Origin of the sequence: Vibrio rumoiensis (assembly GCF_002218045.2) — a bacterium.
GTDB lineage: Bacteria > Pseudomonadota > Gammaproteobacteria > Enterobacterales > Vibrionaceae > Vibrio > Vibrio rumoiensis.
Genome location: NZ_AP018685.1, coordinates 712738 through 737086, shown reverse-complemented (window position 1 = coordinate 737086; position 24349 = coordinate 712738). Strand labels below are relative to the sequence as shown.

The following is a 24349-nucleotide window of genomic DNA, read 5'->3' as shown; positions in this document are numbered from 1 at the left end:
TAATTTCATTTAAGTACGCTGAGATAAGAAAAATTCGGCTAAGGCTAAATCTTCTGGCTGTGTGACTTTAAGGTTATCCGACCGCCCCTGAACCAGTAGCGGTCGATAACCTGAATACTCCATCGCAGACGCTTCGTCGGTAATCACTTTTTGACTCGCTAACCCATCGATTAATGCTGCTTTTAGCTCAATTAACGGAAAAAGCTGGGGAGTCAACGCATGCCATAATTGGCCACGATCCACCGTTTGATCAATCGTATTCCATCCATTTTGAACACAAGACCGTTTCATAGTATCTCGTACTGGCGCGGCTAAAATACCACCACGATTTGCTTGTTGGCAGTCATTGATTAACTTGTTGATATCAGCATGTGTCAAACAAGGGCGAGCAGCATCATGCACCATGACCCATGGGTAGCGGCCGGCATAATGTTCGGATAAATACTCTAAACCGGAAAGCACCGAATCGACTCGCTCTTCACCACCAGAAACTCGAATAATATTATTAACTTGGGCTAAACCAAGATCTGCGAAATATTCATCACCATCACTGACGGCAATAACGACGAGATCAATTTGAGGATGAGATAATAAATTGTCGACGGTATGCTCAAGGATGGTTTTACCGTGTAGAGATAAATACTGCTTAGGATGGTTAGCCTGCATTCGCTTGCCTACCCCCGCGGCAGGCACCACGACGGCAAACTGGTGTGGAAAGTTAATCATGGTTAGTTATCATCTGAATTGAACGTTGCATTGGCTTCTGAGTCATCGCCAATAATTCGATAAAAGGTTTCACCATTTTTGATCATGCCTAGTTCATGACGAGCACGCTCTTCGATCGCATCTAAGCCTTGGCGCAAATCATCGATTTCAGCAAACATCAGATGATTGCGCTTTTTCAAACTGTTATTGACCTCTTGCTGCACAGCAATATCAGAATGAACCGCTTGATAATCAATGATGCCGTTCTTACCAAAAAATAAGTCATATTGCAGGGTAGCCAAGATGGCAATGAGCACTAAAGTAAATATTCTCATCGTCTACTCACTAAAAAATTATTGCGCTAATGATACCTCATTCAGGACAACGGATCATGAACAAAGCGTTTAAAATTTACCAAATACTAGGCTCGCTGCGCTGCTAGAGTCGCTTCGCTTCTCGTTACTAGTTGCTAGGAAAAGTGTATATTTCGATCGTTATAGCTCTGCTCTTTCTTTTCCGAGCTACGAGCAGCGTAGCGCCCGAGAAACGAGATTCCGTCTTTTCCATTTCCGCAAACAAAAAAATCCCCGCCGAAGCGAGGATTTCAAAGTATCAATCAAACTAATTCAATGACGAATTATTGACCTTTCACTTCTTTAAGACCGTTGAAAGGAGCTTTAGCACCTAGAGCTTCTTCGATACGGATTAATTGGTTGTACTTAGCAACACGGTCAGAACGGCTCATAGAACCAGTTTTGATTTGACCTGCAGCAGTACCTACCGCTAGATCAGCGATAGTTGCATCTTCAGTTTCGCCAGAACGGTGAGAGATTACTGCTGTGTAACCTGCATCTTTAGCCATCTTGATTGCAGCTAGAGTCTCAGTTAGAGAACCGATTTGGTTGAATTTGATTAGGATAGAGTTAGCAACACCCATTTCGATACCTTTCGCAAGGATCTTAGTGTTAGTTACGAACAGGTCATCACCTACTAGTTGAAGTTTGTTACCTAGTAGTTCAGTTTGGTGCTTGAAGCCATCCCAATCTGATTCGTCAAGACCGTCTTCGATAGATACGATTGGGTATTGGTTAGCTAGGTCAGCTAGGTAGTGGTTGAACTCTTCAGAAGTGAAGATTTTACCTTCGCCTTTCATGTTGTAGTTGCCAGCTTCTTTGTCGTAGAACTCAGATGCTGCACAGTCCATCGCTAGAGTAACGTCTTTACCTAGCTCGTAACCTGCAAGCTCAACAGCTTCTTTGATTGCAGCAAGTGCAGCAGCGTTTGATTCTAGGTTAGGAGCGAAACCACCTTCATCACCAACTGCAGTGCTTAGGCCTTTAGCTTTAAGTACTTTAGCTAGGTTGTGGAATACTTCTGCGCCGATGCGTAGAGCTTCTTTGATTGTTTTCGCGCCAACTGGTTGAATCATGAATTCTTGGATATCAACGTTGTTATCCGCGTGCTCACCACCGTTGATGATGTTCATCATTGGTAGAGGCATTGAGAATACACCTGGAGTGCCGTTTAGTTCAGCAATGTGCTCGAACAAAGGCATGCCTTTAGATGCTGCAGCTGCTTTTGCGTTTGCTAGAGAAACAGCAAGGATTGCGTTAGCGCCGAAGTTAGATTTGTTTTCTGTGCCGTCTAAATCGATCATTACTTGGTCGATTGCAGCTTGGTCTTTAGCGTCTTTACCTACTAGAGCAGCAGCGATTGGGCCGTTTACTGCTTCGATAGCTTTAAGAACACCTTTACCTAGGAAACGTGATTTGTCGCCGTCACGTAATTCAAGAGCTTCACGAGAACCCGTTGATGCGCCAGATGGTGCAGCAGCCATACCTACGAAACCACCTTCTAGGTGAACTTCAGCTTCTACAGTTGGGTTACCACGTGAGTCGATGATTTCGCGACCTAGAACTTTAACGATCTTAGACATTGATGTTTCCTCTCGTTCAATTTAAATATAATAAATGTCAAATTAGTGGGTAGTCGCACAACATAAAGCCACTACCCGTATCCCTTTTACATCTTACTTTTCAAATTCTTGCTAATTAAATTAGCAGCCAAAGGCAATTATTCAAATTCACCGCGTTGGTTTTGACCCGCCGCTTTCACAAAGCCTGCAAACAATGGGTGACCATCACGAGGCGTTGAGGTGAATTCAGGGTGGAATTGAGCTGCCACAAACCATGGGTGGTTAGGGTTTTCAATCACTTCCACTAATTTCTTATCAGCCGAAAGACCAGATACTTTCAAGCCTGCTTTCTCGATTTGAGGACGCAAGTTGTTGTTCACTTCGTAACGGTGACGGTGACGCTCATGAATTTGTGCGCTGCCGTACAACTCGTACGCTTTCGTGCCTTTTTCTAGGTGACAAAGCTGAGAACCTAGACGCATTGTGCCGCCTAAATCAGAAGCTTCGGTACGCTCTTCAACGTTACCTTCTTTGTCTACCCACTCAGTGATAAGACCAACCACTGGGAATTTAGTTTCTTGATTAAACTCCGTTGAGTGCGCACCTTCCATACCCGCGACATTACGCGCGTATTCAATCAGTGCCACTTGCATACCTAAGCAAATACCTAAATATGGAACTTTGTTTTCACGAGCGTATTGAGCCGCAAGGATTTTACCTTCGATACCACGGTCACCAAAGCCACCAGGTACTAAAATCGCATCAAGGCCAGCCAATAGCTCAGTGCCTTTTGATTCTACATCTTGAGAATCAACATATTTGATATTCACGCTTAGACGATTTTTTAAACCAGCATGTTTTAATGCTTCGTTTACTGATTTATAAGCATCTGGTAATTCTGTGTATTTACCTACCATACCGATAGTCACTTCACCCGTTGGGTTAGCTTCTTCGTAAATCACTTGTTCCCACTCAGTCAGGTCAGCTTCAGGCGCTGTAATACCAAAACGAGTACACACTAAATCATCTAAACCTTGCGCACGAATCAGTTGTGGGATCTTATAAATAGAATCCACGTCTTTCATCGAGATAACGGCTTTTTCTTGCACATTACAGAATAGTGCAATTTTCTTACGTTCGTTAGCCGGAATAATACGATCACTACGGCAAACCAAAATATCTGGTTGAATACCAATAGAAAGTAATTCTTTTACTGAGTGCTGAGTTGGCTTAGTTTTCACTTCACCAGCCGCCGCCAGATACGGTACTAACGTTAGGTGCATGAACATAGCACGCTCACGACCTACTTCTGCCGCTAACTGACGAATCGCTTCCATGAAAGGAAGTGACTCGATATCACCGACCGTACCACCAACTTCAACGATAGCGACTTCGTAGCCTTCAGAGCCAGCAATAACGCGGTCTTTAATCGAGTTAGTGATATGTGGGATAACTTGAATTGTTGCGCCTAAGTAATCACCACGACGTTCTTTACGTAGAACATCTTCGTAAACACGACCGGCTGTAAAGTTATTACGCTTGCTCATCTTGGTACGAATAAAACGTTCGTAGTGACCAAGATCGAGATCGGTTTCCGCACCATCTTCCGTGACGAATACTTCACCGTGTTGGATCGGGCTCATTGTGCCTGGATCCACGTTGATGTATGGGTCTAGTTTCATCATGGTCACTTTAAGACCACGAGCTTCTAAAATCGCTGCAAGTGATGCTGCTGCAATACCTTTACCTAGAGAGGATACGACCCCACCAGTAACAAAAATGTAATTTGTCGTCATGCTTAACCTGAAATTGGTTGAATGAGGGAAATGGATTACTTCTGGACGGGATGAAAATATACCAGAACCCCTTTTCCGCTACAACGTGAAATCTATCACACTCGATTAATTTATTTCTTGCTTCAAATCAATTTAGCTTTCTCAGTAATGAAAGCAGTACTACCCAACCAGAAAATATTCATAAAAAACAATCAATAAAAGATAAAACTGTAGCCTAGATTCTTTTTTCAGACAGTTTGACATTTTCCCACTGAATATCTAATTCTTGCAACGAACAATCTGTCAATAACTTACCTTGCCCTGAGATGATTGATTCCACACCACGAAAACGTCGCTCAAATTTATTATTAGCTTTGGTGAGTGTCACTTCAGGATCTTTACCCAAATGACGGACTAGATTCACCGTTGCAAACATCAAGTCACCGAGCTCTTCTTCGATGCGTTGCTCATTTTTATCCACTTGCAAAGCCTCTTCCATTACTTCATCAATTTCTTCATGCACCTTATCCACAACCGGTCCTAAGGTTCCCCAATCGAAGCCATATTTAGCGCATTTTTTCTGTAGTTTATTGGCGCGAGATAACGCGGGTAATGCTTTTGGTATAGAGTCTAGAATACTTTCTTCGACTTTGCCTTGCTGTGATTTTTCTTTTTGCTTCTCTAATTCCCAACGAGCATTAAGTGCGTCTTCATCTTCAATTTTTTCATCAGAGAAAACGTGTGGATGGCGGCGTATTAGTTTGTCATTTACCCCTTTCACCACATCATCAAAATCAAAAAGTTGTTGTTCATTGGCCAATTGGCTATAAAAAATCACTTGAAAGAGTAAGTCACCTAATTCTTCTTGTAGGTTTTGCCAATCTTGATTATGAATAGCATCCACCACTTCATAAGTTTCTTCTATGGTGTGTGGAATGATCGAATCAAAGGTCTGTTTTTTATCCCAAGGACATCCATTTTTTGGGTCACGCAGTTGCTGCATAATGGATTTAAGTTGTTCGATTGGTGATGTCATGGTTTTCTCTTTATGTTCTTTTCTAAAATAGTGGGTCTGGGTTGTAGATAGCAAAACACCGCTTAAAAATTTAAGCGGTGTTTTGATTTATCCGTCATTATTTTAAACGCTTCACTCTTAGCACATCCTTTAATTGCTCAATCCGAGCAATGATACGCGATAAGATTTCCACATTTTGAACTTCTAAATTAAAGTCCATGATCACAATCTGACGCTTATAATCAGTACGTCCATTCATACTGCTCACTTTCAGTTTCTCATTGGCAAATAATGCCGTGATATCTTTCAGTAAGCCACTGCGCTCCAACGCCTCAATACGAATGGTCAAAATATATAGCCCAGTAAAGCCACTCCCCCAGACCGTTTCAATGATTCGTTCAGGAGCATGGTGCCTTAACTCATCCAACTGTTCACAGTCGGTACGATGCACTGAAATGCCTCGACCTTGCGTAATATAACCACAAATATCATCACCGGGGATCGGCTGACAACATCGAGCTAAATGGTTCATGAGGTTATCTACCCCTTGCACCACGACCGCATCTTTACGTGGACGACTTTCATGCGAAACTTGTGACTCTTGAAGCTTAGCTAACGCTTGCTGGTCTTCCTCTTCTGCCGTTGGCTTATTTACCAAGGCATTAATATGATTCACGACTTGGTTAATACGTAAATCACCACTACCAATGCCAGCATAAAGTTCATCTGGTGAGTTCACATTAAAACGCTTCAACGCATATTGTTGCGCATCTTTTAAAGTCGCACCGATTTTTTGCAACTCAACTTCAAGAATATCTTTACCCGCTTCAAGGTTTTTCTCTCGGCTTTGCTTTCTAAACCAAGCATTGATTTTGGCCCGTGCTCGCCCTGAATGAACAAAGCCTAAACTTGGGTTTAACCAATCTCGAGAAGGATTTGGCTCTTTTTGAGTAATGATCTCAACTTGATCACCCATCGCGAGCTTATGAGTAAACGGAACGATACGCCCACCGACTTTGGCACCAATACAACGATGCCCCACCTCGGAGTGAATATGATAAGCAAAATCCAATGGGGTCGCGCCCATCGGTAAATCGACCACATCGCCACGTGGAGTAAAGGCATAAACCCGATCATCAAATACTTGGCTGCGCAATTCATCCAGCATTTCGCCAGAATCTGCCATCTCTTCTTGCCAATCAATTAATTTACGTAGCCAAGTGATCTTTTCATCATAACCACTACGTCCTGCTGAGCTGCCTTCTTTATATTTCCAGTGCGCAGCCACGCCAAGCTCCGAATCTTCATGCATTTGCTTGGTTCGAATTTGGATCTCAATGGTTTTGCCTTCAGGACCAAGTACCACGGTGTGGATGGATTGGTAGCCATTTGGTTTCGGGTTCGCGACGTAATCATCAAACTCACTTGGTAGGTGCTTATATTTGGTGTGCACCATACCTAATGCCGCGTAGCAATCTTGCAATTGGTCAGCAATAATTCTCACGGCTCGCACATCAAACAACTCATCAAACGCCAAGTTCTTCTTCTGCATTTTTCGCCAAATGCTATAGATGTGCTTTGGCCGCCCGCTGACTTCAGCATTAATATTGGCCGCTTTCATGTCTTTGGATAAGTTGGTCACAAAGTCATGAATGTACTGCTCTCGAACGATTCGACGCTCAGACAGCTGTTTAGCAATTTTCTTGTAGATATCAGACTGTTGATAGCGAAACGCGTAATCTTCAATTTCCCATTTTAACTGACCGATACCTAATCGGTTGGCCAGTGGCGCATAGATATTGGCACATTCTTTTGCCGCAGATTGGCGAATCTCATCAGGCTCATTTTTTACTTCACGTAAGTTACAAATACGTTCCGCTAACTTTATCACCACACAGCGAAAATCATCCACCATCGCAAGTAGCATGCGGCGGACGTTATCGACTTGTTCTGAGGCTTCTGAATCATCAAGACTGACATTTAATTGTCCAATTGCCGCCATTTCTTCAACGCCGTCAATCAGTTTTACGATTTCTTTACCGTAAGTTTCAATTAAGGTTTCACGCTCAAAGAGCCCAGCGGTCACAATCGGAAAGAGTTGCGCCGCCATTAATGTTGGGCGGTCCATCGATAATGTAATAAGAATTTCGATCATCTCGCGACCACGCCACAGCAACAATGAACGGGCGGGGTGATCACGGAGTAAACTTTCACACTCTTGGTAGACTTGCGTCAATTTATTACTGGTTTTGCCGTCTTGATGTAGGCTTGCAATCCAAGATTCCAGTTCAAACTCTTCGTTTTTATTTAAATGTGCGCTTCTAACTGCGACCATTACACTGTCCTGCTTAATCTATTCTTAAAGATGGGCAATAAAATGTTACTGCTCTTAAACGGTTCCGTTGTTAACTGAGGCATATCAACTCAGCTGAATATGCGCGCATAGGCTAAGTGCTCTCTTCATTTCGCGTGTTAAAATAGTTTCAGTTTTGCGGTATTTTTTCTTTTACTGTTCTTTTTTTCAGCTTTCGCTGTTTTTTCAAATAAAGCCATCGATTCTAGGTGACTGGTATGAGGGAACATGTCAATCATACCAAGCTTTTTAAGCTCATAACCTTGGCTTTGTAAACTATGGCTATCACGCGCAAGTGTCGAAGGATTACATGACACATAAACGACGCTCTTAGCACCGAGCTCGGCCATTTTATCGATAATGCCTGACGCTCCTGCTCGAGCGGGATCAAGTAACACTTTATCAAATGCCTTTTTAGCCCAGACAGCCTGAGTAAAATCTTGCTCTAGATCAGCTTGATAAAACTCTAGATTATTTAATTGGTTTATTTGAGCGTTCGATCTCGCTCTTTCTACCATCGCTTGAATACCTTCAACCCCAATCACGGATTGAGCTTGCTGGGCTAACGCTAAACTAAAATTACCTAAACCACAGAATAAATCCAGTATGCGATCGTTTTTAGTGATGTTTAACCATGAAACAGCCTGAGCAACCATTGCTTGGTTTACCGATTGGTTCACTTGAATAAAATCGGTGGGTAGAAAATCAATCTTATTTCCAGTTTCAATGCTCTGAAGCGGCTCACCACTCAAACAGTCTAGCTCAGCACTGTTACCTAACAAGTAGACTGTCGTGTCATGCTGCTGAGCAAATGCCACCAAACTCTGTTGCTCTTTCGCGGTTAACTCTGCCGTGTGGCGTAATAATAATGCTTTGCGCTGTCCATCAAACACCACTTCAATGTGTCCCAACGCTCTTGGATTATCAAAGGCCACCAGCATCGACTTTATCGTTGGTAACAATTCGTTCAACGTAGGTTCTAAAACGGGACAATCTGTTACATTGGCAATCTGTTTGCTGGCTTTTTGTCTAAACCCAAATTGTAATTGTTGAGTTTTAGCATCAAACATCATGCTAATTCGAGCACGGCGGCGGTAACCCGTTGCTGGTGAAAGAATAGGCTCACTCATCGTAAGATTCGCTTGACCGAATTTCGCCATTAATTGATGCAATGATGCCGTTTTATGCGTAATTTGATCATCATGATCTAAATGTTGCATATTACAGCCGCCGCAACGCTGATAATGTGGACAAAAAGGTTCAACACGTTTCGCACTGGCTTCTTGTATGCTGATCATTTTCGCGCGTGAATATTTACTTTTTTCTTCAATCGGCTGAACCAGCACTTTTTCTTGCGGTAATGCGCCTTCAACAAACATTGGTTTATTATTGTGATAAGCAATGCCGGCACCTTGATGATCCAGTTTATCGATGGTCACGACTTGATGCTTTTGTATGTTCTGTGTGTTTTTCTTGGCTTGGTAGAAATTGGCCATTGGTACTCAGTGTCCATAATGTATGGAGGGCATAATGCCTTCATTTGTCAATATATTATACCTAACTGACTTCAAGATGCAGAATTTAAAGCTGTTATCTGCCCTTTTATAAAAGGAAGATTGGCGAAGGAGTGCGGCACCTATCAAACCAACCTAACGCAGCATAAAGCCTTGAATGAATCTCTCAAAGCGCAAGTTAAAACTCGCCCCTTGAAGTTGCTTGGGTATATTGTGCTAAATTCGTGATTATTCACAACAATGATTGTCGAACCACACTTAGTTGATTAAGCTAAGGGCATATTGGCGAAAATCAGAATTGTCATATCAATCAAACCACTCGATCTTCAAAATAATGTTGAGTGAAAGAAACCACCTAAAAGCGGATTTCTGTGAGTAGATTGGTATTAATAGCACTCTCATTTCGCTATTTTCCCATATCCAGACAGGCTTGTAATTAAAGAATCATGACAAGGTATGGCTTACGCGCCCGCGTAATTACATTAACGTTAGCACCCGCACTGATCATTGGCTTATTATTAAGCGCATTTTTCACTTTAAATCGCTATAACGATCTTGAGACTCAACTGATCACGTCTGGTACGGATATTATCGAGCCTTTAGCTATCGCCAGTGAATATGGTATGACCCAGCAAAGCCGCGAAGCGGTACGCCGGCTGATCAGCTACGCCCATCGTAAGCACTCTGATATTGTACGCAGTATTGCCGTATTTGATACTCACCACGAATTATTCGTAACATCGAATTTTCACCCAAATTTTCAATCACTCACATTTGATAAAACGAAGCCGATCCCGCTATTAAGCTCGATAACTCAATCGAAAGATAACCCGAATATCAAAATCTTACGTTCTCCTATTTTAGCAGAAGGCCAATTTACCAGCCCTAGCGGCAAAGAAGTCGCACCAAACCAAGCTTTAGGCTATATCGCCATCGAACTGGATTTATCCGCCTTACGCTTACAACAATACCAAGAAATTGTTGCGGCTTTAATTGTATTGCTATTTGGTATCGGCTTATCGGGGTTCTTTGCTTATCGTTTAATGCGCGATGTGACCTTACCTATTTCTCATATGGTGAGTGTGGTTGACCGTATACGTCGTGGGCACTTAGATATCCGAATTGAAGGCAAATTGCATGGCGAACTCGACACATTAAAAAGTGGTATCAATGCCATGGCAATGTCGCTGTCGGAGTATCACGTCGAAATGCAACATAGTATTGACCAAGCCACTTCCGATTTACGTGAAACATTAGAACAACTAGAGATCCAAAATATCGAACTCGATATTGCGAAAAAACGCGCTCAAGAAGCAGCAAGAGTGAAGTCAGAATTCCTTGCCAACATGTCACATGAATTACGTACCCCACTCAATGGCGTGATAGGTTTTGCCAGACAAATGCTCAAAACGGAATTAACCCCGAACCAAGTTGATTATCTACAAACCATTGAACGTTCAGCGCAAAACTTACTGTCTATCATTAATGACATTCTCGACTTCTCTAAATTAGAAGCCGGTAAGTTGCTACTGGAAAACATTCCATTTGACTTACAAGACACCTTAGATGAAGTCGTTAGCCTACAAGCAACCAGTGCACATGAGAAAGGGTTAGAGATCACCTTAAACATTGATCCAAATATCCCTCAAGGTATGGTGGGTGACCCACTGCGCATACAGCAAGTGCTGACTAACCTTGTTGGTAATGCGATTAAATTTACCGAACGTGGCAACATTGATATTGTTGCCGAATTACGCTCGAACCAAGACAAAAAAATCGAAGTACAATTCATGGTACGCGATACCGGCATTGGTATTTCAGAGCGTCAGCAAGCTCAGTTATTCCAGGCGTTCAGTCAAGCCGATGCCAGCATTTCACGTCGCTATGGTGGGACAGGACTAGGACTAGTGATCACTCAAAACCTGATTAATCAGATGGGCGGTGAAATCAGCTTAACCAGTCGCTTGCACCAAGGATCTACATTCTGGTTTAGTGTGACTTTCCAAGCCACCAATATGCCAATTGCGCCGCAGATTGATTCCTCGACACTTCAAGGCAAATCAATACTATTGGTTGAGCCGAATATGCCAGCAGCAGCCATTATTGAGCAGCAACTCACTCGCGTTGGTATGCACGTCACTTACCAAGCGCAATTAGCCGATAACTCTGACCATTTTGATGTTGTATTGCTCAATTTGCCGCCAAACATTCAACATGACCAAAGCAGCTTGTTTGGTATTATCCAACAAGGATTAACCCTCTCATCACAATTAATTCTTGGTTTGCCGAGCACCGAATTAGCTCTAGCTGAAAACTTAATCAAACTCTACCCTATTCAATGTATTGCCAAACCGATCGTGCGCCGTAAGTTAATTCAACTGATGCTACCAAATCAAGCGAAGTCCACCTTGTTGGCCGCCCCTCAACCACAAAAATCAACCTTACTGCTCAAGGTGATGGCGGTCGATGATAACCCTGCAAACTTAAAATTAATCAGTGCGTTGCTCGAAGAACAAGTTGAACATGTCACCACTTGTAGCAGTGGCTTAGAAGCGGTAGAACAGGCGCAACAACAAAAGTTTGATGTGATACTAATGGATATTCAAATGCCGAATATGGACGGCGTGACCGCTTGCCAGCATATCAAGAAATCCGCATTAAATAGTCAAACACCAATCATTGCAGTGACGGCTCACGCCATTGACGGTGAAAGAGAGCGTTTACTCCAAGCGGGAATGGATGATTATCTCTCTAAACCAATCGAAGAACACATCCTGCATCAAGCGTTAGTGCATTGGGATCCTTATGCAGAAGAAGGCACGATTGAACGCCTTGATCTAGCCGACAATCATCAAGGAGCAGTGCCGGGTTCTCTTGCCAATGTACAGCAATCATCAATGTCTAGCATCGATTGGCCTAAAGCATTAAAGCAAGCCGCCAACAAAGAAGCGCTAGCCAAAGATATGTTACAAATGCTGATTGAGTTTTTACCAGAAGTCGATGATTCGATTGAGAAGGCGATGACTGAACCGGATGAGTATCAGAATCAACTATTGGCAACGATTCATAAATTACACGGCAGCTGTGCTTATAGTGGCGTGCCTAAGTTGCAAACACTGTGCGCCACGATTGAAACAGCATTACGAGCCGAACAAAACCTTGCCGAGATCGAGCCTGAGTTATTCGAATTACAAGATGAAATGGAAAAAGTAAGGGAAGATTCGAAGCAATACCTTACGTAAGCGCATCATAAACCCCGCATTCTAATCGTCTAGCCCGAATAATAAGATCAAACCTCCAACCCAAAGCAGCAAAGGAGATTTGAAATGGCCAAACGACGCACTAACCAAGAATGGCGAACCCTGTTCGAACGCTATGAATCCAGCCAACTATCACAACGATTATTCTGTGAACGTAACGGCCTCAGCCTTTCCACTTTTTATGCTAAGCACCAACAGTTAAAGCACATCGAAAAACCGAACACGGTTGGCTTTGTTAAAGCAGAAGTCGTTGAAAAGACCACAAAGTATCAAGCCACTCACCTTGCCGTTGCCAATATGACCCTGCTCGTCAATGATGTTGAACTGAGCATCCCACAAGGCACGCCAGCGACCTATCTTGCAGAACTTATCGGTGCGCTGTCATGAAACGTATGCTCAGTGCTCCCGAAATCTATCTCTATCGCGAAAGCGTCGATTTTAGAAAGTCCATCAACGGCCTCGCTGCGATTATCGAAAATGACACCGACTTGCCCTTGGGCAGCGGCGCACTATTCCTGTTCACCAACAAACAGCGCGATAAAGTCAAAGTGTTGTACTGGGATAAAACAGGCTTTGCTCTTTGGTACAAGCGCCTTGAAAAGCCAAATATAAATGGCCTTCCAAAGAGAAAAATGACGTGTTTACCCTGACTCATTTCGAGCTTGATAGGCTGCTTTCAGGCTTCACGATTATCGGCCATAAACCCGTTAAAATAGAAGATTTTACAATGACTTAATCGATAATATAGTCTTATCCACCAAGCGTTAACGGCATGATTTTAGTATAATAAATGCCATGAAAAAGACGCCAAATATCAACCCAGAAAGCCAAGATGTTGCCGAGCTACAAGCGATGGTGAAAGCGCTGTTGGCGTCAGAAATCCAATTGAAACAAGAGCGCCAATCGCTGCTTGAACAGCTCAAACTTGCCTTCGACCGTCAGTTCGCTAAACGCTCGGAGGCGTTAAAGCCTTACAATGAATCCCAAGGTGACCTCTTCAACGAAGCGGAGTGTGAAGCTGCTAAAGAAGAAGAGGTTGACGTTGTCACAACGACCATCACAACGAAGAAACGCGGTAAACGCAGACCACTGCCAAAGAGCTTGCCTCGTGAGGTTATCGAACTCGATTTAGACGACGATGAAAAGCAGTGCGCTTGCTGCCAACATAGTCTGCATAAAATCGGTGAAGACCGCAGTGAAAAGCTTGAGTTCACGCCAGCGGTACTCAAAGTGTTGGAATATGTTCGTCCTAAATATGCTTGCCGCCAATGCGAGCAAACTCAGGACAACAGCCGCATTGTTCAAAAGCCAGCGCCGCAAAGCATTATCCCGAAGAGCTTCGCCACAGAAAGCTTGTTGGCCAATATCATCCTCGGTAAATACCAATACGCGATGCCACTTTATCGACAAGAGTCGTTGTTTACCCAGTCGGGTATCGAACTCTCACGAACCACGATGGCAAGGTGGATTATCCAAGTCAGTGAGAAGTTCGCCCCGCTTTACGCGGCCTTGAAAGCGCACCTACTTGAGCAAGTGGTGATTCAGGCGGATGAAACGCCGCTCAATGTCCTCAAAGAAGATAAACAGTGTTACATGTGGCTCTACTGCTCGGGCGCAGACTCGCCAGATGCCGCACTCCCCAATGTGAAAAATATCGTCTTGTACGACTATCAAAACAGTCGCGCGAGGGCGTGCCCCGTTGCCTTCTTGGGCGACTATGATGGGTATCTGCAAACCGATGGCTATGGTGTTTATGATGGGCTTCATCTCGTCACCAATGTCGGTTGCTTCGCGCATGCTCGGCGCAAGTTCATGGAGGCGAAAAAGCTTCAAGGCAAAGGCAAGTCAGGTAAAGCGGATAAAGCGTTGGCCAAAATCCAGAAGCTTTATGGAATAGAATCACGCTTAAAAGGTGCCAGTGCCGAAAAACGGAAAGCAGAGCGCCAAGAGCATGCTAAGCCGATACTGGATGAGCTTTATGAATGGATGACAACTCAGAAAGTGCTTGAGTCTAGCCCGCTGGGTAAAGCAATAAAATACACGCTCGGTCAGTGGCCGAAGCTCACCCGCTATATCGATGACGGTCACTTATCGATAGACAACAACCGAGCTGAACGCGCAATAAAACCGCTGGTTATTGGGAGAAAGAACTGGCTCTTCTCGACCAATCCCAATGGAGCTGAAGCGAGCGCGATGCTTTACAGTATCGTCGAGACAGCGAAAGCCAACGGCCTTATCGTTTACGACTACATGGTCAAGTGCATGCAGGAGTTAGCGAAAGCGGAACCTGATATCGATGCACTCCTGCCTTGGAACTTCAAACACTAACAATATCGCCCCGTGGGTTCATGGCGCGGATACTACCTTACGGTATAAACAACGTCAAATAATAGATAATAAAAAACGAGCTCATCAATAAGCTCGTTTTTTTATTTCATTATTACAGATGAAAAGAAGGATTAGGATTCCAAAATCACTGTCGCCATGGCGTAACGTTTTTCATCAGAAATCGATAAATGGATATGGCTAACGCCTTGCGTTTGAGCGATTTCTTTTGCTTTGCCATGTAGCGTCAAAATCGGCTTACCCAATTCGTCATTTTCAATTTCAAAATGTTGAAAACTTACACCGCAGGCAATGCCTGTACCCAATGCTTTAGATGCGGCTTCCTTGGCGGCAAAGCGTTTTGCTAAGTATCGACCTTGTTGTTTTAAACCATGAAAAATAGCCAACTCAGTCGGGTGAAGAATACGCTCAGCAAAAGCTTGCCCAGAACGCTGCAAGCTTTTTTCAATTCTCTCTATGTCGGCAATATCAGTGCCTAATCCCACAATAGCCATTAACGACGACGTGCTTCCTGCATGATCGCTTTCATGTCGGCAACCGCTTTATCTAAGCCATCAAATAAAGCACGACCAATAATCGAGTGACCAATATTCAACTCATAAATTTCAGGCAATGCCGCAATAGGGGCCACGTTATGATAAGTCAGACCATGACCCGCATTCACTTTAATACCAATACTGTGCGCATAAGTTGCACCGGTTGCAATGCGCTTCAATTCCGCTTGTTGTTCAGCCTCTGACTCCGCATCCGCATAATGCCCTGTATGCAATTCGATATAAGGCGCACCACACGCTTTAGCGGCATCAATTTGCTCATGAGAAGCATCAATAAATAGTGACACTTTAATGCCCGCTTGAGTCAGTTTTTGTGTTGCCGCTTTCACTTTGTCTAACTGACCGGCCACATCTAAGCCGCCTTCAGTGGTTAACTCTTCACGTTTTTCTGGTACTAAACATACATATTCAGGTTTAGTTTGAATCGCGATTTCAACCATTTCATCGGTCACCGCCATTTCAAGGTTCATACGAGTTTGAATGGTTTCACTTAAAATACGCACATCGCGATCTTTAATATGGCGGCGATCTTCACGTAAGTGAACGGTGATGCCATCTGCGCCAGCACGCTCTGCAATTTCTGCCGCATGAACGGGATCGGGATACTTAGTGCCACGGGCATTTCTGACGGTTGCGATGTGGTCTATATTGACGCCCAAGTAAATCTCACTCATGGTTAACTCCTTGTCTTCGGGATGGCTTTGTGCGGTGAAAGCGCCATAAATAGCTCCCGACTTTTTAATGGTTTACTGCCAAGGTATGGTTTTAATGCCATTCGAGTAAAGCGCTTAGCAGCTTGTAATTGTTCTTTGGTTAAAAAACGGCGTTCGCTGATCGCAATCAATTCATTACCAAGAAAGGTTAAGTTATCCTTTCTTACGCTGGCAATAAAGCCTTTTTGTTCACGATAACGATAAGTCATATTTTCAGATACGGCTTCCCCACTGCCTGCGCAATGTAAAAAATCCACGCCATAGCCGAGAGATGACAATAACGCTAATTCAAAACGACGTAAGGCTGGCTCTGGATTGTCGGATTGGGCTAATTCAGTGAGAGAAGCGAGATAATCATGGAATAATTCTGGATAAGCGGTTTCGCCTTCAATGACTCGACTGATTAACTCGTTGATATACATGGCGGAATAAAGGTTAATGCCATGAAGAGGAATGCCTAAGCTGATCGGTTCAGCCTGCCTTAAAGTCCGCATCGATCCTTTGCCAAACCATTTGAGTAGCAATGGTGTAAAGGGTTGTAATACGCCTTTAAGATTAGAGCGCTTACTGCGAGCGCCTTTAGCAAGAATGCTGACGCGACCGTACTCTTCACTAAATACATCTAAAATTAGACTGGTTTCAGTATAAGGGCGGCGATGGAGAATAAAACAGCATTGAAGTCCCAAAGCATCAGACATAATTTTTCCGTAGCTCGAATCTCGAATACTCGTTTCTCGAAGTTAGCATATCGAGAAACGAGACTCGAGATTCCGGTTAACGATTATAAATCATCAATATAGCCAAGTGAACGCAGTGCGCGCTCATCATCAGCCCAACCGGATTTCACTTTAACCCAAGTTTCTAAGTAGACTTTACGCTCAAACAACTCTTCCATATCAAGACGAGCTTCGCGGCCGATGGTTTTGATTTTCTCACCACCTTTGCCTATCACCATTTTCTTCTGACCAATACGCTCAACCAAAATCAAGGCGTTGATATGAAAGCCATCCGTTTCAGGGTTGTAATCAAAACGCTCGATTTCAACCGTCACAGAATAAGGCAGTTCTTCACCAGTAAAGCGCATCAATTTTTCACGAATGATTTCAGATGCCATGAAGCGTTGTGAACGATCGGTCACATACTCTTCAGGAAAGTGATGCACCGCTTGTGGCAATGCAGCACGTACTCGCTCATGAATCGCATCAGTATTACGGCCATGTTTCGCTGAGATAGGGATAATATCGACGAAATCCATTTTCTCAGACAAGGTCTGCATATGCGTCATCACTTCAGTACGATCTTTTACATTATCGACTTTATTGATAAGCAATACCGTTGGGAAATTCGCGGTACGAAGTTTATTCAACACCATTTCATCGTCGGGCGTCCATTGGGTTCCATCAACCAGGAACAATACCAAGTTAACATCACTTAATGAGCTATTGGCTGCACGGTTCATTAAGCGGTTAATTGCACGTTTTTCTTCGATGTGCAACCCAGGAGTATCCACGTAGATAGCCTGAAACGCACCTTCGGTATCCACACCCATGATGCGGTGACGGGTAGTCTGAGGTTTGCGTGAAGTAATTGAAATCTTCTGACCAAGTAAATGGTTTAATAGCGTTGATTTACCGACATTTGGTCGGCCAACAATCGCGATAAAACCACAACGTTGCTCACTTGGATCAATCTCTTCTGAAGCGGCTTGATTAGGTTGCGCTTCACCAGCAAAGTAAGCATCCAGATCGAACTCTTGCTCGTCTTGTGGATCGTTTTTATTTGCCATCCGTTAATACTCCTAATGCCAACTCGGCTGCCGCTTGCTCAGCTTTGCGTCGACTGGTGCCTTTACCAACAATAGGTTCTGCTACACCTGTGATTTCACATGAAACGGTGAACTCTTGATTGTGCGCTTCACCTTTAATTTTTGCCACGACGTAAATCGGTAACGGTTTACGACGGCCTTGCAAAAATTCTTGTAGGCGTGTTTTAGGATCTTTTTGTGAGACCCCCGGTTGGATCTCTTCCAAACGAGATTCATACCAACCTAAAACCACTTTACGTACGATTTCGATATCACTATCGAGATAACAAGCACCAATGATAGCTTCAACGGCATCAGCTAGAATAGAGTCACGACGGAAACCGCCACTCTTCAATTCACCTGGACCTAATTTTAAGTAGTCACCAAGCTCAAATTCACGACCTAATTCAGCTAAAGTATGGCCTCTAACTAAGGTCGCACGCATGCGGCTCATATCCCCTTCATTAATATTAGGGAAGCGATGATATAACTCATCGGCAATAACAAAACTTAAAATTGAATCGCCCAAAAACTCTAAGCGCTCATTATGCTTGCTATTCGCACTGCGGTGAGTCAGTGCGAGGTTCAAGAAATTGGCATCGTTAAATTGATAGCCAATTTTCTTTTGTAATCTAAGAATCTGAGAATTCATACTCTCTCAATTATGTCTATGTCAGTCCGCCGATACGATTGAATCGTACGCCGGTAGGGATCCACGAAGGTAATACGCTGTCCGCATCACGATCAAATTCAAAGCTAATCCAAATGGCGGTGGCTTTACCCACAAAGTTAGCTTCTGGAACAAAGCCCCAGTAGCGACTATCAGCACTGTTATCACGGTTATCACCCATCATAAAGTACTCACCTTCTGGCACGACCCATTCATTGTGGTACGGACGAGGTTGGTAAGCTTGTACGTTATCGCGACGAATTGGGCTGATTAAAATATTATGTTCCACTTCACCAAGCTGTTCTTTAGCTTGAATCAACGGAATGCCATCTTGATAAAATGGACTTTCTTTCGCATCAAACTGAGCAACAGGCTTACAAGTATCTGTGCCTGCAGCTTGAACGCAAATTTGTTTATTTTCAGTATAGCGGATTGTATCGCCAGGCAAGCCGACAACGCGCTTTATATAGTCAATGTTAGGTTGTGGTGGATATTTGAACACAGCAATATCACCACGCTTTGGCTCACCCGTTTCAATGATTTTAGATTGGAAAACTGGGTCTTTGATACCGTATGAAAACTTTTCTACCAAGATGAAATCGCCCACTAATAGGGTTGGCATCATAGATCCTGATGGAATTTGAAACGGTTCGTAGATGAAGCTACGCAGAATGAGAACAAATGCAATTACAGGGAAAATAGAAACACTATTTTCGACCCACCAAGGTTGCGGGTGGACTTTAGCGGCCATTTCCTTGCTTAATGCTTCTGTCGTTTTTGTCTCAACATCAGCGACAGCTTGCTGGCGTTTTTTACCCCAAACAAACTTTTCTAATGCCCATACCACGCCAGTGACTAATGTCACCAGCACTAAGATTAATGAAAATGTATTCGCCATCCGTTTCGGCTTCCCTTTAATAAACAATACCAATCCAATGATCGGTATAAAAATGTCCGACTTAAATAAAGAATAAAAAGTGAAAAGGCCTTAACCCTTTCACTTTATTAAATTCATAACGCATTCATAATGAACCGTTATGATATATCACAGAAACGGAATTCATCAGCGACTGTGATTAATCTTTACCTACGTGCAAAATCGCTAAGAACGCTTCTTGCGGTAACTCAACATTACCGATTTGCTTCATGCGTTTCTTACCTTCTTTCTGCTTCTTCAATAGCTTTTTCTTACGGCTCACATCACCACCGTAACATTTTGCGATTACGTTTTTACGTAACTGCTTAACGGTTGAACGAGCAATAATGTGATTACCAATCGCCGCTTGAATGGCAATATCAAACATTTGGCGAGGAATGAATTCTTTCATTTTCTCAACCAACTGACGACCACGAGTTTGTGAGTTATCTTTATGTGTGATGATAGCGAGTGCATCAACGGTATCGCCGTTAAGCAAGACGTCTACACGTACCATGCTTGAACTTTCATAACGATGGAAGTTGTAATCCAGTGATGCGTAACCACGTGATGTTGATTTCAAACGGTCAAAGAAATCCAATACCACTTCAGCCATTGGTAAGTCATAGGTTAATGCCACTTGATTGCCGTGATAAACCATATCAACTTGGGTACCACGTTTTTCAACACACAATGTGATGACGTTACCTAAGTAATCTGAAGGCACTAAAATGTTACAACGAGCAATGGGCTCACGAATTTCTTCGATATCATTAATAGCTGGTAGTTTCGCAGGGCTATCCACATAAATGACATCACCATTGGTCTTTTCAACTTCATACACTACTGTCGGTGCTGTTGTGATCAGATCAAGGTCATATTCACGCTCTAAACGCTCTTGGATGATTTCCATGTGTAGCATACCAAGGAAGCCACAACGGAAACCAAAACCAAGCGCTGCTGAACTTTCTGGTTCATAGAATAAAGACGCATCGTTTAAGCTAAGCTTGCCTAACGCATCACGGAAGTTTTCGTAATCATCTGACGATACTGGGAATAATCCTGCATAGACCTGAGGTTTCACTTTTTGGAAGCCCGGTAAGCGCTTTTCACAGCCGCCTTTTGCGTGCGTTAAAGTATCACCAACCGGCGCACCCAAAATATCTTTAATACCACACACAACCCAGCCTACTTCGCCAGTATTCAGTCCGTTGGTATCAATTTGTTTTGGTGTGAAAATACCAATGCGATCAACACCCCAAGTTTGGCCAGTGCTCATTACTTTAATTTTGTCATTTTTCTTTAAAGAACCATTTTTGATTCGAACTAAAGAAACCACGCCTAAATAGTTATCAAACCATGAATCGATAATTAAGGCTTGTAGCGGCCCGTCCGGATCACCTTCTGGTGCAGGAATGGATTTAACAATTTCTTCTAAGACGAGATCGACACCAATGCCGGTTTTTGCCGAACAGCGAACCGCTTCCATAGCATCAATACCGACGATATCTTCAATTTCTTCAGCCACTCGTTCAGGATCGGCTGCTGGTAAATCAATTTTATTTAAAATTGGAACCACTTCGAGGTCCATTTCAATCGCAGTGTAGCAGTTCGCCAGTGTTTGAGCTTCTACACCTTGACCGGCATCGACTACCAGTAAGGCACCTTCACACGCCGCTAGAGAGCGAGATACTTCATAAGAAAAGTCAACGTGTCCAGGAGTATCGATAAAGTTAAGTTGATAAGTCTCACCATCATTAGCTTTATAATCTAAGGTTACGCTTTGTGCTTTGATCGTGATACCGCGCTCACGCTCAAGGTCCATAGAATCAAGTACTTGAGCTGCCATTTCACGCTCGGTCAGCCCTCCACAAACTTGAATTAAGCGATCAGAAAGAGTCGACTTACCGTGGTCGATATGGGCGATAATCGAAAAGTTACGAATGTGCTTCATAGGCTGGAGACAATACTCAAATAAATGGTGGATTGGATATGAAATCCCTTTTGCTGGGTCAATTTCATTTTAGTGGCAGCGATTCTACCCAATTTCCTGCTGGGTAGCTATACCTAGGAGAAAATCTCAAATAATAGGCTGCCCTAAAACTCGGATCAACGAAACTTCGTTATCGACTTTTTTTTCTAACCATTGAGTCATTGGCTTAGCAAAGTAGACCCCAAGAGCACCACAGATAAAGAACATCAGAATGACAATGCCTTCTCCGAGGTTAAGCCATGGTCGTAAGAATAATTGAGCAAAAACACTACCAGTAATCATTGCAAGCAATGGTAATAGGTATACAACTAAGGCTGAGAGAACCAAACTTTTTTCCGGCAAGCCGATCTCAACCACTTGTCCAGCTTGCAGCGCTTGCTTGGTTCGAAGCTTCCAAAAGTGAGATTTATTGCCTAATGCCTTAGACATCATTCCGGTTCCGCAGTTTTTTTGAGATTTACAACTATTGCAGCTGGTTTGTTGATCACAACTCAGTTGCACATTATTCATACCTTGGTCTTCATCAACCGAAATGACGGTTGCCAGTGCCGTCATCATGGCGTGTTACCTTTATTGTTGAATGTTACCGAATCGGCAATTCGCTTAGCCGTCGAAGGTGGGATATCACCAATCACCGATATTTCCCGACTGTCTTTAACAAAGGTTTGTAGCGTTCTGCGCCCTTGACGGTACACTTGTGGTTTACTGTCTGGTGTTTTCATTTCCGACACATAAACAGAAAAATTAAACAACCCATCACTGTACAACTGACTTTCCACGACACTACCAGTCACAGACATTCGATAGCGATTCAAGCTATTGGCTTCAAAGCCATTTGGTACCCAATTAACCTTCCAATTCGCATCGGTTTCTTGCGGCTTAGGAAGGGTTAATACATCCGGTAACTTTGCTGAATTTAAACCATCTAAAATCGTTGCAATGTGATCACTCACGGCATAAGAAATCGTTCGATATTGCTCTAAAATCTCACCGTTGCGTTCAACCAAATCCGCTCTTAATGGCAAATTCGTACGCTCATCAATCCAAACGATATAAGAGTAGCGTTGGCCATCTTTAGGCACAACACGAATAACCTGACATGCGGTACCCGCCTCTCGAGAGCGGCCGATTTTCACAAAGTCATAACTATGACTCAACTCATTAATATCACTATTAATAAGAGGAATAAGAGGCGCAACCATCTGGCCAGAACGAATAGAAAATGGGTCTAAACCAGGTTCAATATAGCTAATTTCATCGCCACGACGAATCACTTCGCGTACAGGTCCGCTGAGGTAAACTAGATGAGCTAAGCTTTTATCATTTTCAATCGCATGACGATAAAGCAATGGCTCAATACTATTCTTACGCACCAAAATATAAGACAACTCATAATTCATTGTCTTACTAGCGTCACTCATTTTAAGCAATAAAGCCTCAGCAGAAGGCTTAACATCTTCAGCTGAGGCTACTTGACTAAATAAGCTGAATAGCAACCAAGCACTAATCAGAATTTTTTTCATTTCAATACCGCTTTTATCGGTTTAATCACCACGAGTACTCTATTACTCACTCGTGTGATTCAAACGCAGTTGTAATTCATAATCTTGCATCAAAGCATTCGCTCGACGGTGTTGCTCCATCGCTTTTGCTTCTGATGATTGTGAACGTACAGAGTCACGAGTAAGGCTAACAGGCTCTGCCGATCCAGCAAAAGGTATCGTTTGTAAAACTGGAAGCTGATCAGAATCAGAAGCTACATTGGTTGCATCCGAACCAGAGTATTGCTGCACACCAAGAATAACGACAAGAGAAACACAAGCAGCCACACCAACTTGAGTTAAGTTACTCAACCAAGCGGGCATTCTTGCACGAGCTTTCTCAGGTTTAGGCTGAGCTTCTAAAATTGGTGTCACATTTTTTGAAGAGAAGCTGGTATGAGCCGCTTCATCTTCCAACGCTAATGCCACTTTAGAGGCGATATCCCAACTAGGGTTACTTGGTGTTTCACCACGAAGCGTATCTCCGATCAAATGATAGTGACTCCAAGATTGTAAAGACTCATTGTCTTTTTCAATATCAGAAATCAATGATTGATCAATAAGCTCTCCATCCATTAGAGCTGAGATCTGCTGTTTATTGGTCATTTTACTCACCATTATTAGTCATTTGTTATCGCTGAATCAGTGGGCGTATTTTCTTTTCCACTGCATCGCGAGCTCGGAAAATCCGAGAACGAACGGTCCCAACTGGACAGTCCATCACCTCCGCAATCTCCTCATAACTCAAACCATCCAGTTCTCGTAAGGTCATTGCGGTTTTCAAATCTTCTGGCAGGGCTTCAATTGCATTAAAAACGACCTGCTTTAATTCTTCTGACAACGTTAAGTTCTCAGGGTTCGATATTTCTTTTAATGCACTTCCAGATTCGTAATATTCTGCCTCTTCGGCATCGACATCACTCGCTGGAGGGCGACGTGATTGAGCGACGATATGATTCTTCGCGGTATTCACTGCGATACGATAAAGCCAAGTATAAAACGCGCTTTCACCACGAAAGTTTGGCAGCGCTCGGTAGGCTTTGATAAAGGCTTCTTGAGCCACGTCAGGCACATCGCCGGGATTCTTAATGTAACGAGAAATCAAACTACACACTTTATTTTGATATTTTGTGACCAAAAGATTGAATGCTTGTTTATCTCCGCTTTGAACCCGCTCAATTAAAACTTGATCAGTCAACTGCTCGCTCATTTCGAGCACCTACTCCTATTGTTTTGCTCTGTGTCTTCATCGACATAAGCATTTCTTATTATACT

General features: G+C 43.2%; 22 protein-coding genes. 4 read left to right on the top strand and 18 right to left on the bottom strand.

Annotated elements, in window-relative coordinates; genetic code table 11:
* Window positions 1-9: 9 nt before the first annotated feature.
* The 7 genes from ispD to rlmD form a co-directional block, all read right to left on the bottom strand.
* Window positions 10-726 (bottom strand): 2-C-methyl-D-erythritol 4-phosphate cytidylyltransferase, encoded by a 717-nt coding sequence (gene ispD / locus VRUMOI_RS03360; RefSeq protein WP_089137608.1) that lies wholly within the window; start codon window positions 724-726, stop codon window positions 10-12.
* Between the two features lie 2 nt (window positions 727-728).
* Window positions 729-1040: a cell division protein FtsB gene (gene ftsB / locus VRUMOI_RS03355; RefSeq protein ID WP_089137609.1), complete on the bottom strand. Its 312-nt coding sequence runs from the start codon at window positions 1038-1040 to the stop codon at window positions 729-731.
* Between the two features lie 302 nt (window positions 1041-1342).
* Entirely contained in the window at window positions 1343-2641 is a 1299-nt protein-coding gene (gene eno / locus VRUMOI_RS03350; protein WP_089137610.1) for a phosphopyruvate hydratase, read from the bottom strand.
* Between the two features lie 137 nt (window positions 2642-2778).
* Window positions 2779-4416, bottom strand: coding sequence for a CTP synthase (locus VRUMOI_RS03345; RefSeq protein ID WP_089137611.1), 1638 nt, complete (start codon window positions 4414-4416; stop codon window positions 2779-2781).
* Window positions 4417-4630: 214 nt separating this feature from the next.
* Window positions 4631-5431: a nucleoside triphosphate pyrophosphohydrolase gene (mazG, locus tag VRUMOI_RS03340; protein WP_089137612.1), complete on the bottom strand. Its 801-nt coding sequence runs from the start codon at window positions 5429-5431 to the stop codon at window positions 4631-4633.
* A gap of 97 nt (window positions 5432-5528) precedes the next feature.
* Window positions 5529-7745 carry a GTP diphosphokinase gene (gene relA / locus VRUMOI_RS03335; RefSeq protein ID WP_089137613.1) on the bottom strand — a complete coding sequence of 739 codons (2217 nt, stop codon included), beginning with the start codon at window positions 7743-7745 and terminating at the stop codon, window positions 5529-5531.
* A 137-nt stretch (window positions 7746-7882) separates the two neighbouring features.
* Window positions 7883-9259 (bottom strand): 23S rRNA (uracil(1939)-C(5))-methyltransferase RlmD, encoded by a 1377-nt coding sequence (gene rlmD / locus VRUMOI_RS03330; protein ID WP_089137614.1) that lies wholly within the window; start codon window positions 9257-9259, stop codon window positions 7883-7885.
* A 464-nt stretch (window positions 9260-9723) separates the two neighbouring features.
* Between rlmD and barA the strand changes: the two genes are divergently transcribed.
* The 4 genes from barA (at window position 9724) to tnpC (ending at window position 14865) form a co-directional block, all read left to right on the top strand.
* The gene (gene barA / locus VRUMOI_RS03325) at window positions 9724-12519 is read left to right on the top strand and encodes a two-component sensor histidine kinase BarA (RefSeq protein WP_089137615.1); all 2796 of its coding nucleotides are present in this window, start codon (window positions 9724-9726) and stop codon (window positions 12517-12519) included.
* An 84-nt stretch (window positions 12520-12603) separates the two neighbouring features.
* Window positions 12604-12924 (top strand): IS66 family insertion sequence element accessory protein TnpA, encoded by a 321-nt coding sequence (gene tnpA / locus VRUMOI_RS03320; RefSeq protein WP_110410644.1) that lies wholly within the window; start codon window positions 12604-12606, stop codon window positions 12922-12924.
* Window positions 12921-13187 carry an IS66 family insertion sequence element accessory protein TnpB gene (gene tnpB / locus VRUMOI_RS03315; protein ID WP_110410643.1) on the top strand — a complete coding sequence of 89 codons (267 nt, stop codon included), beginning with the start codon at window positions 12921-12923 and terminating at the stop codon, window positions 13185-13187. Before tnpA ends, tnpB begins: the two co-directional genes overlap by 4 nt.
* A 145-nt stretch (window positions 13188-13332) precedes the next feature.
* The gene (gene tnpC / locus VRUMOI_RS03310) at window positions 13333-14865 is read left to right on the top strand and encodes an IS66 family transposase (protein ID WP_110410642.1); all 1533 of its coding nucleotides are present in this window, start codon (window positions 13333-13335) and stop codon (window positions 14863-14865) included.
* A gap of 131 nt (window positions 14866-14996) precedes the next feature.
* Here tnpC and acpS read toward each other — a convergent pair whose 3' ends face one another.
* The 11 genes from acpS to rpoE all read right to left on the bottom strand — a co-directional run bounded on the left by acpS (window position 14997) and on the right by rpoE (window position 24284).
* Window positions 14997-15377: a holo-ACP synthase gene (gene acpS, locus VRUMOI_RS03305; RefSeq protein WP_089137864.1), complete on the bottom strand. Its 381-nt coding sequence runs from the start codon at window positions 15375-15377 to the stop codon at window positions 14997-14999.
* Window positions 15377-16111: a pyridoxine 5'-phosphate synthase gene (gene pdxJ / locus VRUMOI_RS03300; protein WP_089137865.1), complete on the bottom strand. Its 735-nt coding sequence runs from the start codon at window positions 16109-16111 to the stop codon at window positions 15377-15379. Before pdxJ ends, acpS begins: the two co-directional genes overlap by 1 nt.
* 2 nt (window positions 16112-16113) lie before the next feature.
* Complete coding sequence (recO, locus tag VRUMOI_RS03295) at window positions 16114-16848, bottom strand: DNA repair protein RecO (RefSeq protein WP_089137866.1); 735 nt, start codon at window positions 16846-16848, stop codon at window positions 16114-16116.
* Between the two features lie 83 nt (window positions 16849-16931).
* The gene (era, locus tag VRUMOI_RS03290) at window positions 16932-17936 is read right to left on the bottom strand and encodes a GTPase Era (RefSeq protein ID WP_089137867.1); all 1005 of its coding nucleotides are present in this window, start codon (window positions 17934-17936) and stop codon (window positions 16932-16934) included.
* A complete protein-coding gene (rnc, locus tag VRUMOI_RS03285) occupies window positions 17926-18606 on the bottom strand; it encodes a ribonuclease III (RefSeq protein ID WP_089137868.1) in 681 nt (226 codons plus the stop codon). Before rnc ends, era begins: the two co-directional genes overlap by 11 nt.
* Before the next feature lie 16 nt (window positions 18607-18622).
* Complete coding sequence (lepB, locus tag VRUMOI_RS03280; protein ID WP_089137869.1) at window positions 18623-19522, bottom strand: signal peptidase I; 900 nt, start codon at window positions 19520-19522, stop codon at window positions 18623-18625.
* Between the two features lie 178 nt (window positions 19523-19700).
* Window positions 19701-21494: a translation elongation factor 4 gene (gene lepA, locus VRUMOI_RS03275; RefSeq protein ID WP_089137870.1), complete on the bottom strand. Its 1794-nt coding sequence runs from the start codon at window positions 21492-21494 to the stop codon at window positions 19701-19703.
* Between the two features lie 126 nt (window positions 21495-21620).
* Window positions 21621-22091, bottom strand: a complete 471-nt coding sequence (locus VRUMOI_RS03270) for a SoxR reducing system RseC family protein (RefSeq protein ID WP_089137871.1) — start codon at window positions 22089-22091, stop codon at window positions 21621-21623.
* Complete coding sequence (rseB, locus tag VRUMOI_RS03265; RefSeq protein ID WP_089137872.1) at window positions 22088-23056, bottom strand: sigma-E factor regulatory protein RseB; 969 nt, start codon at window positions 23054-23056, stop codon at window positions 22088-22090. The genes VRUMOI_RS03270 and rseB overlap by 4 nt, the downstream gene beginning before the upstream one ends.
* 42 nt (window positions 23057-23098) lie before the next feature.
* Window positions 23099-23680, bottom strand: coding sequence for an RseA family anti-sigma factor (locus tag VRUMOI_RS03260; RefSeq protein WP_089137873.1), 582 nt, complete (start codon window positions 23678-23680; stop codon window positions 23099-23101).
* A 25-nt stretch (window positions 23681-23705) separates the two neighbouring features.
* The gene (gene rpoE, locus VRUMOI_RS03255) at window positions 23706-24284 is read right to left on the bottom strand and encodes an RNA polymerase sigma factor RpoE (protein ID WP_089137874.1); all 579 of its coding nucleotides are present in this window, start codon (window positions 24282-24284) and stop codon (window positions 23706-23708) included.
* Window positions 24285-24349 lie beyond the last annotated feature (65 nt).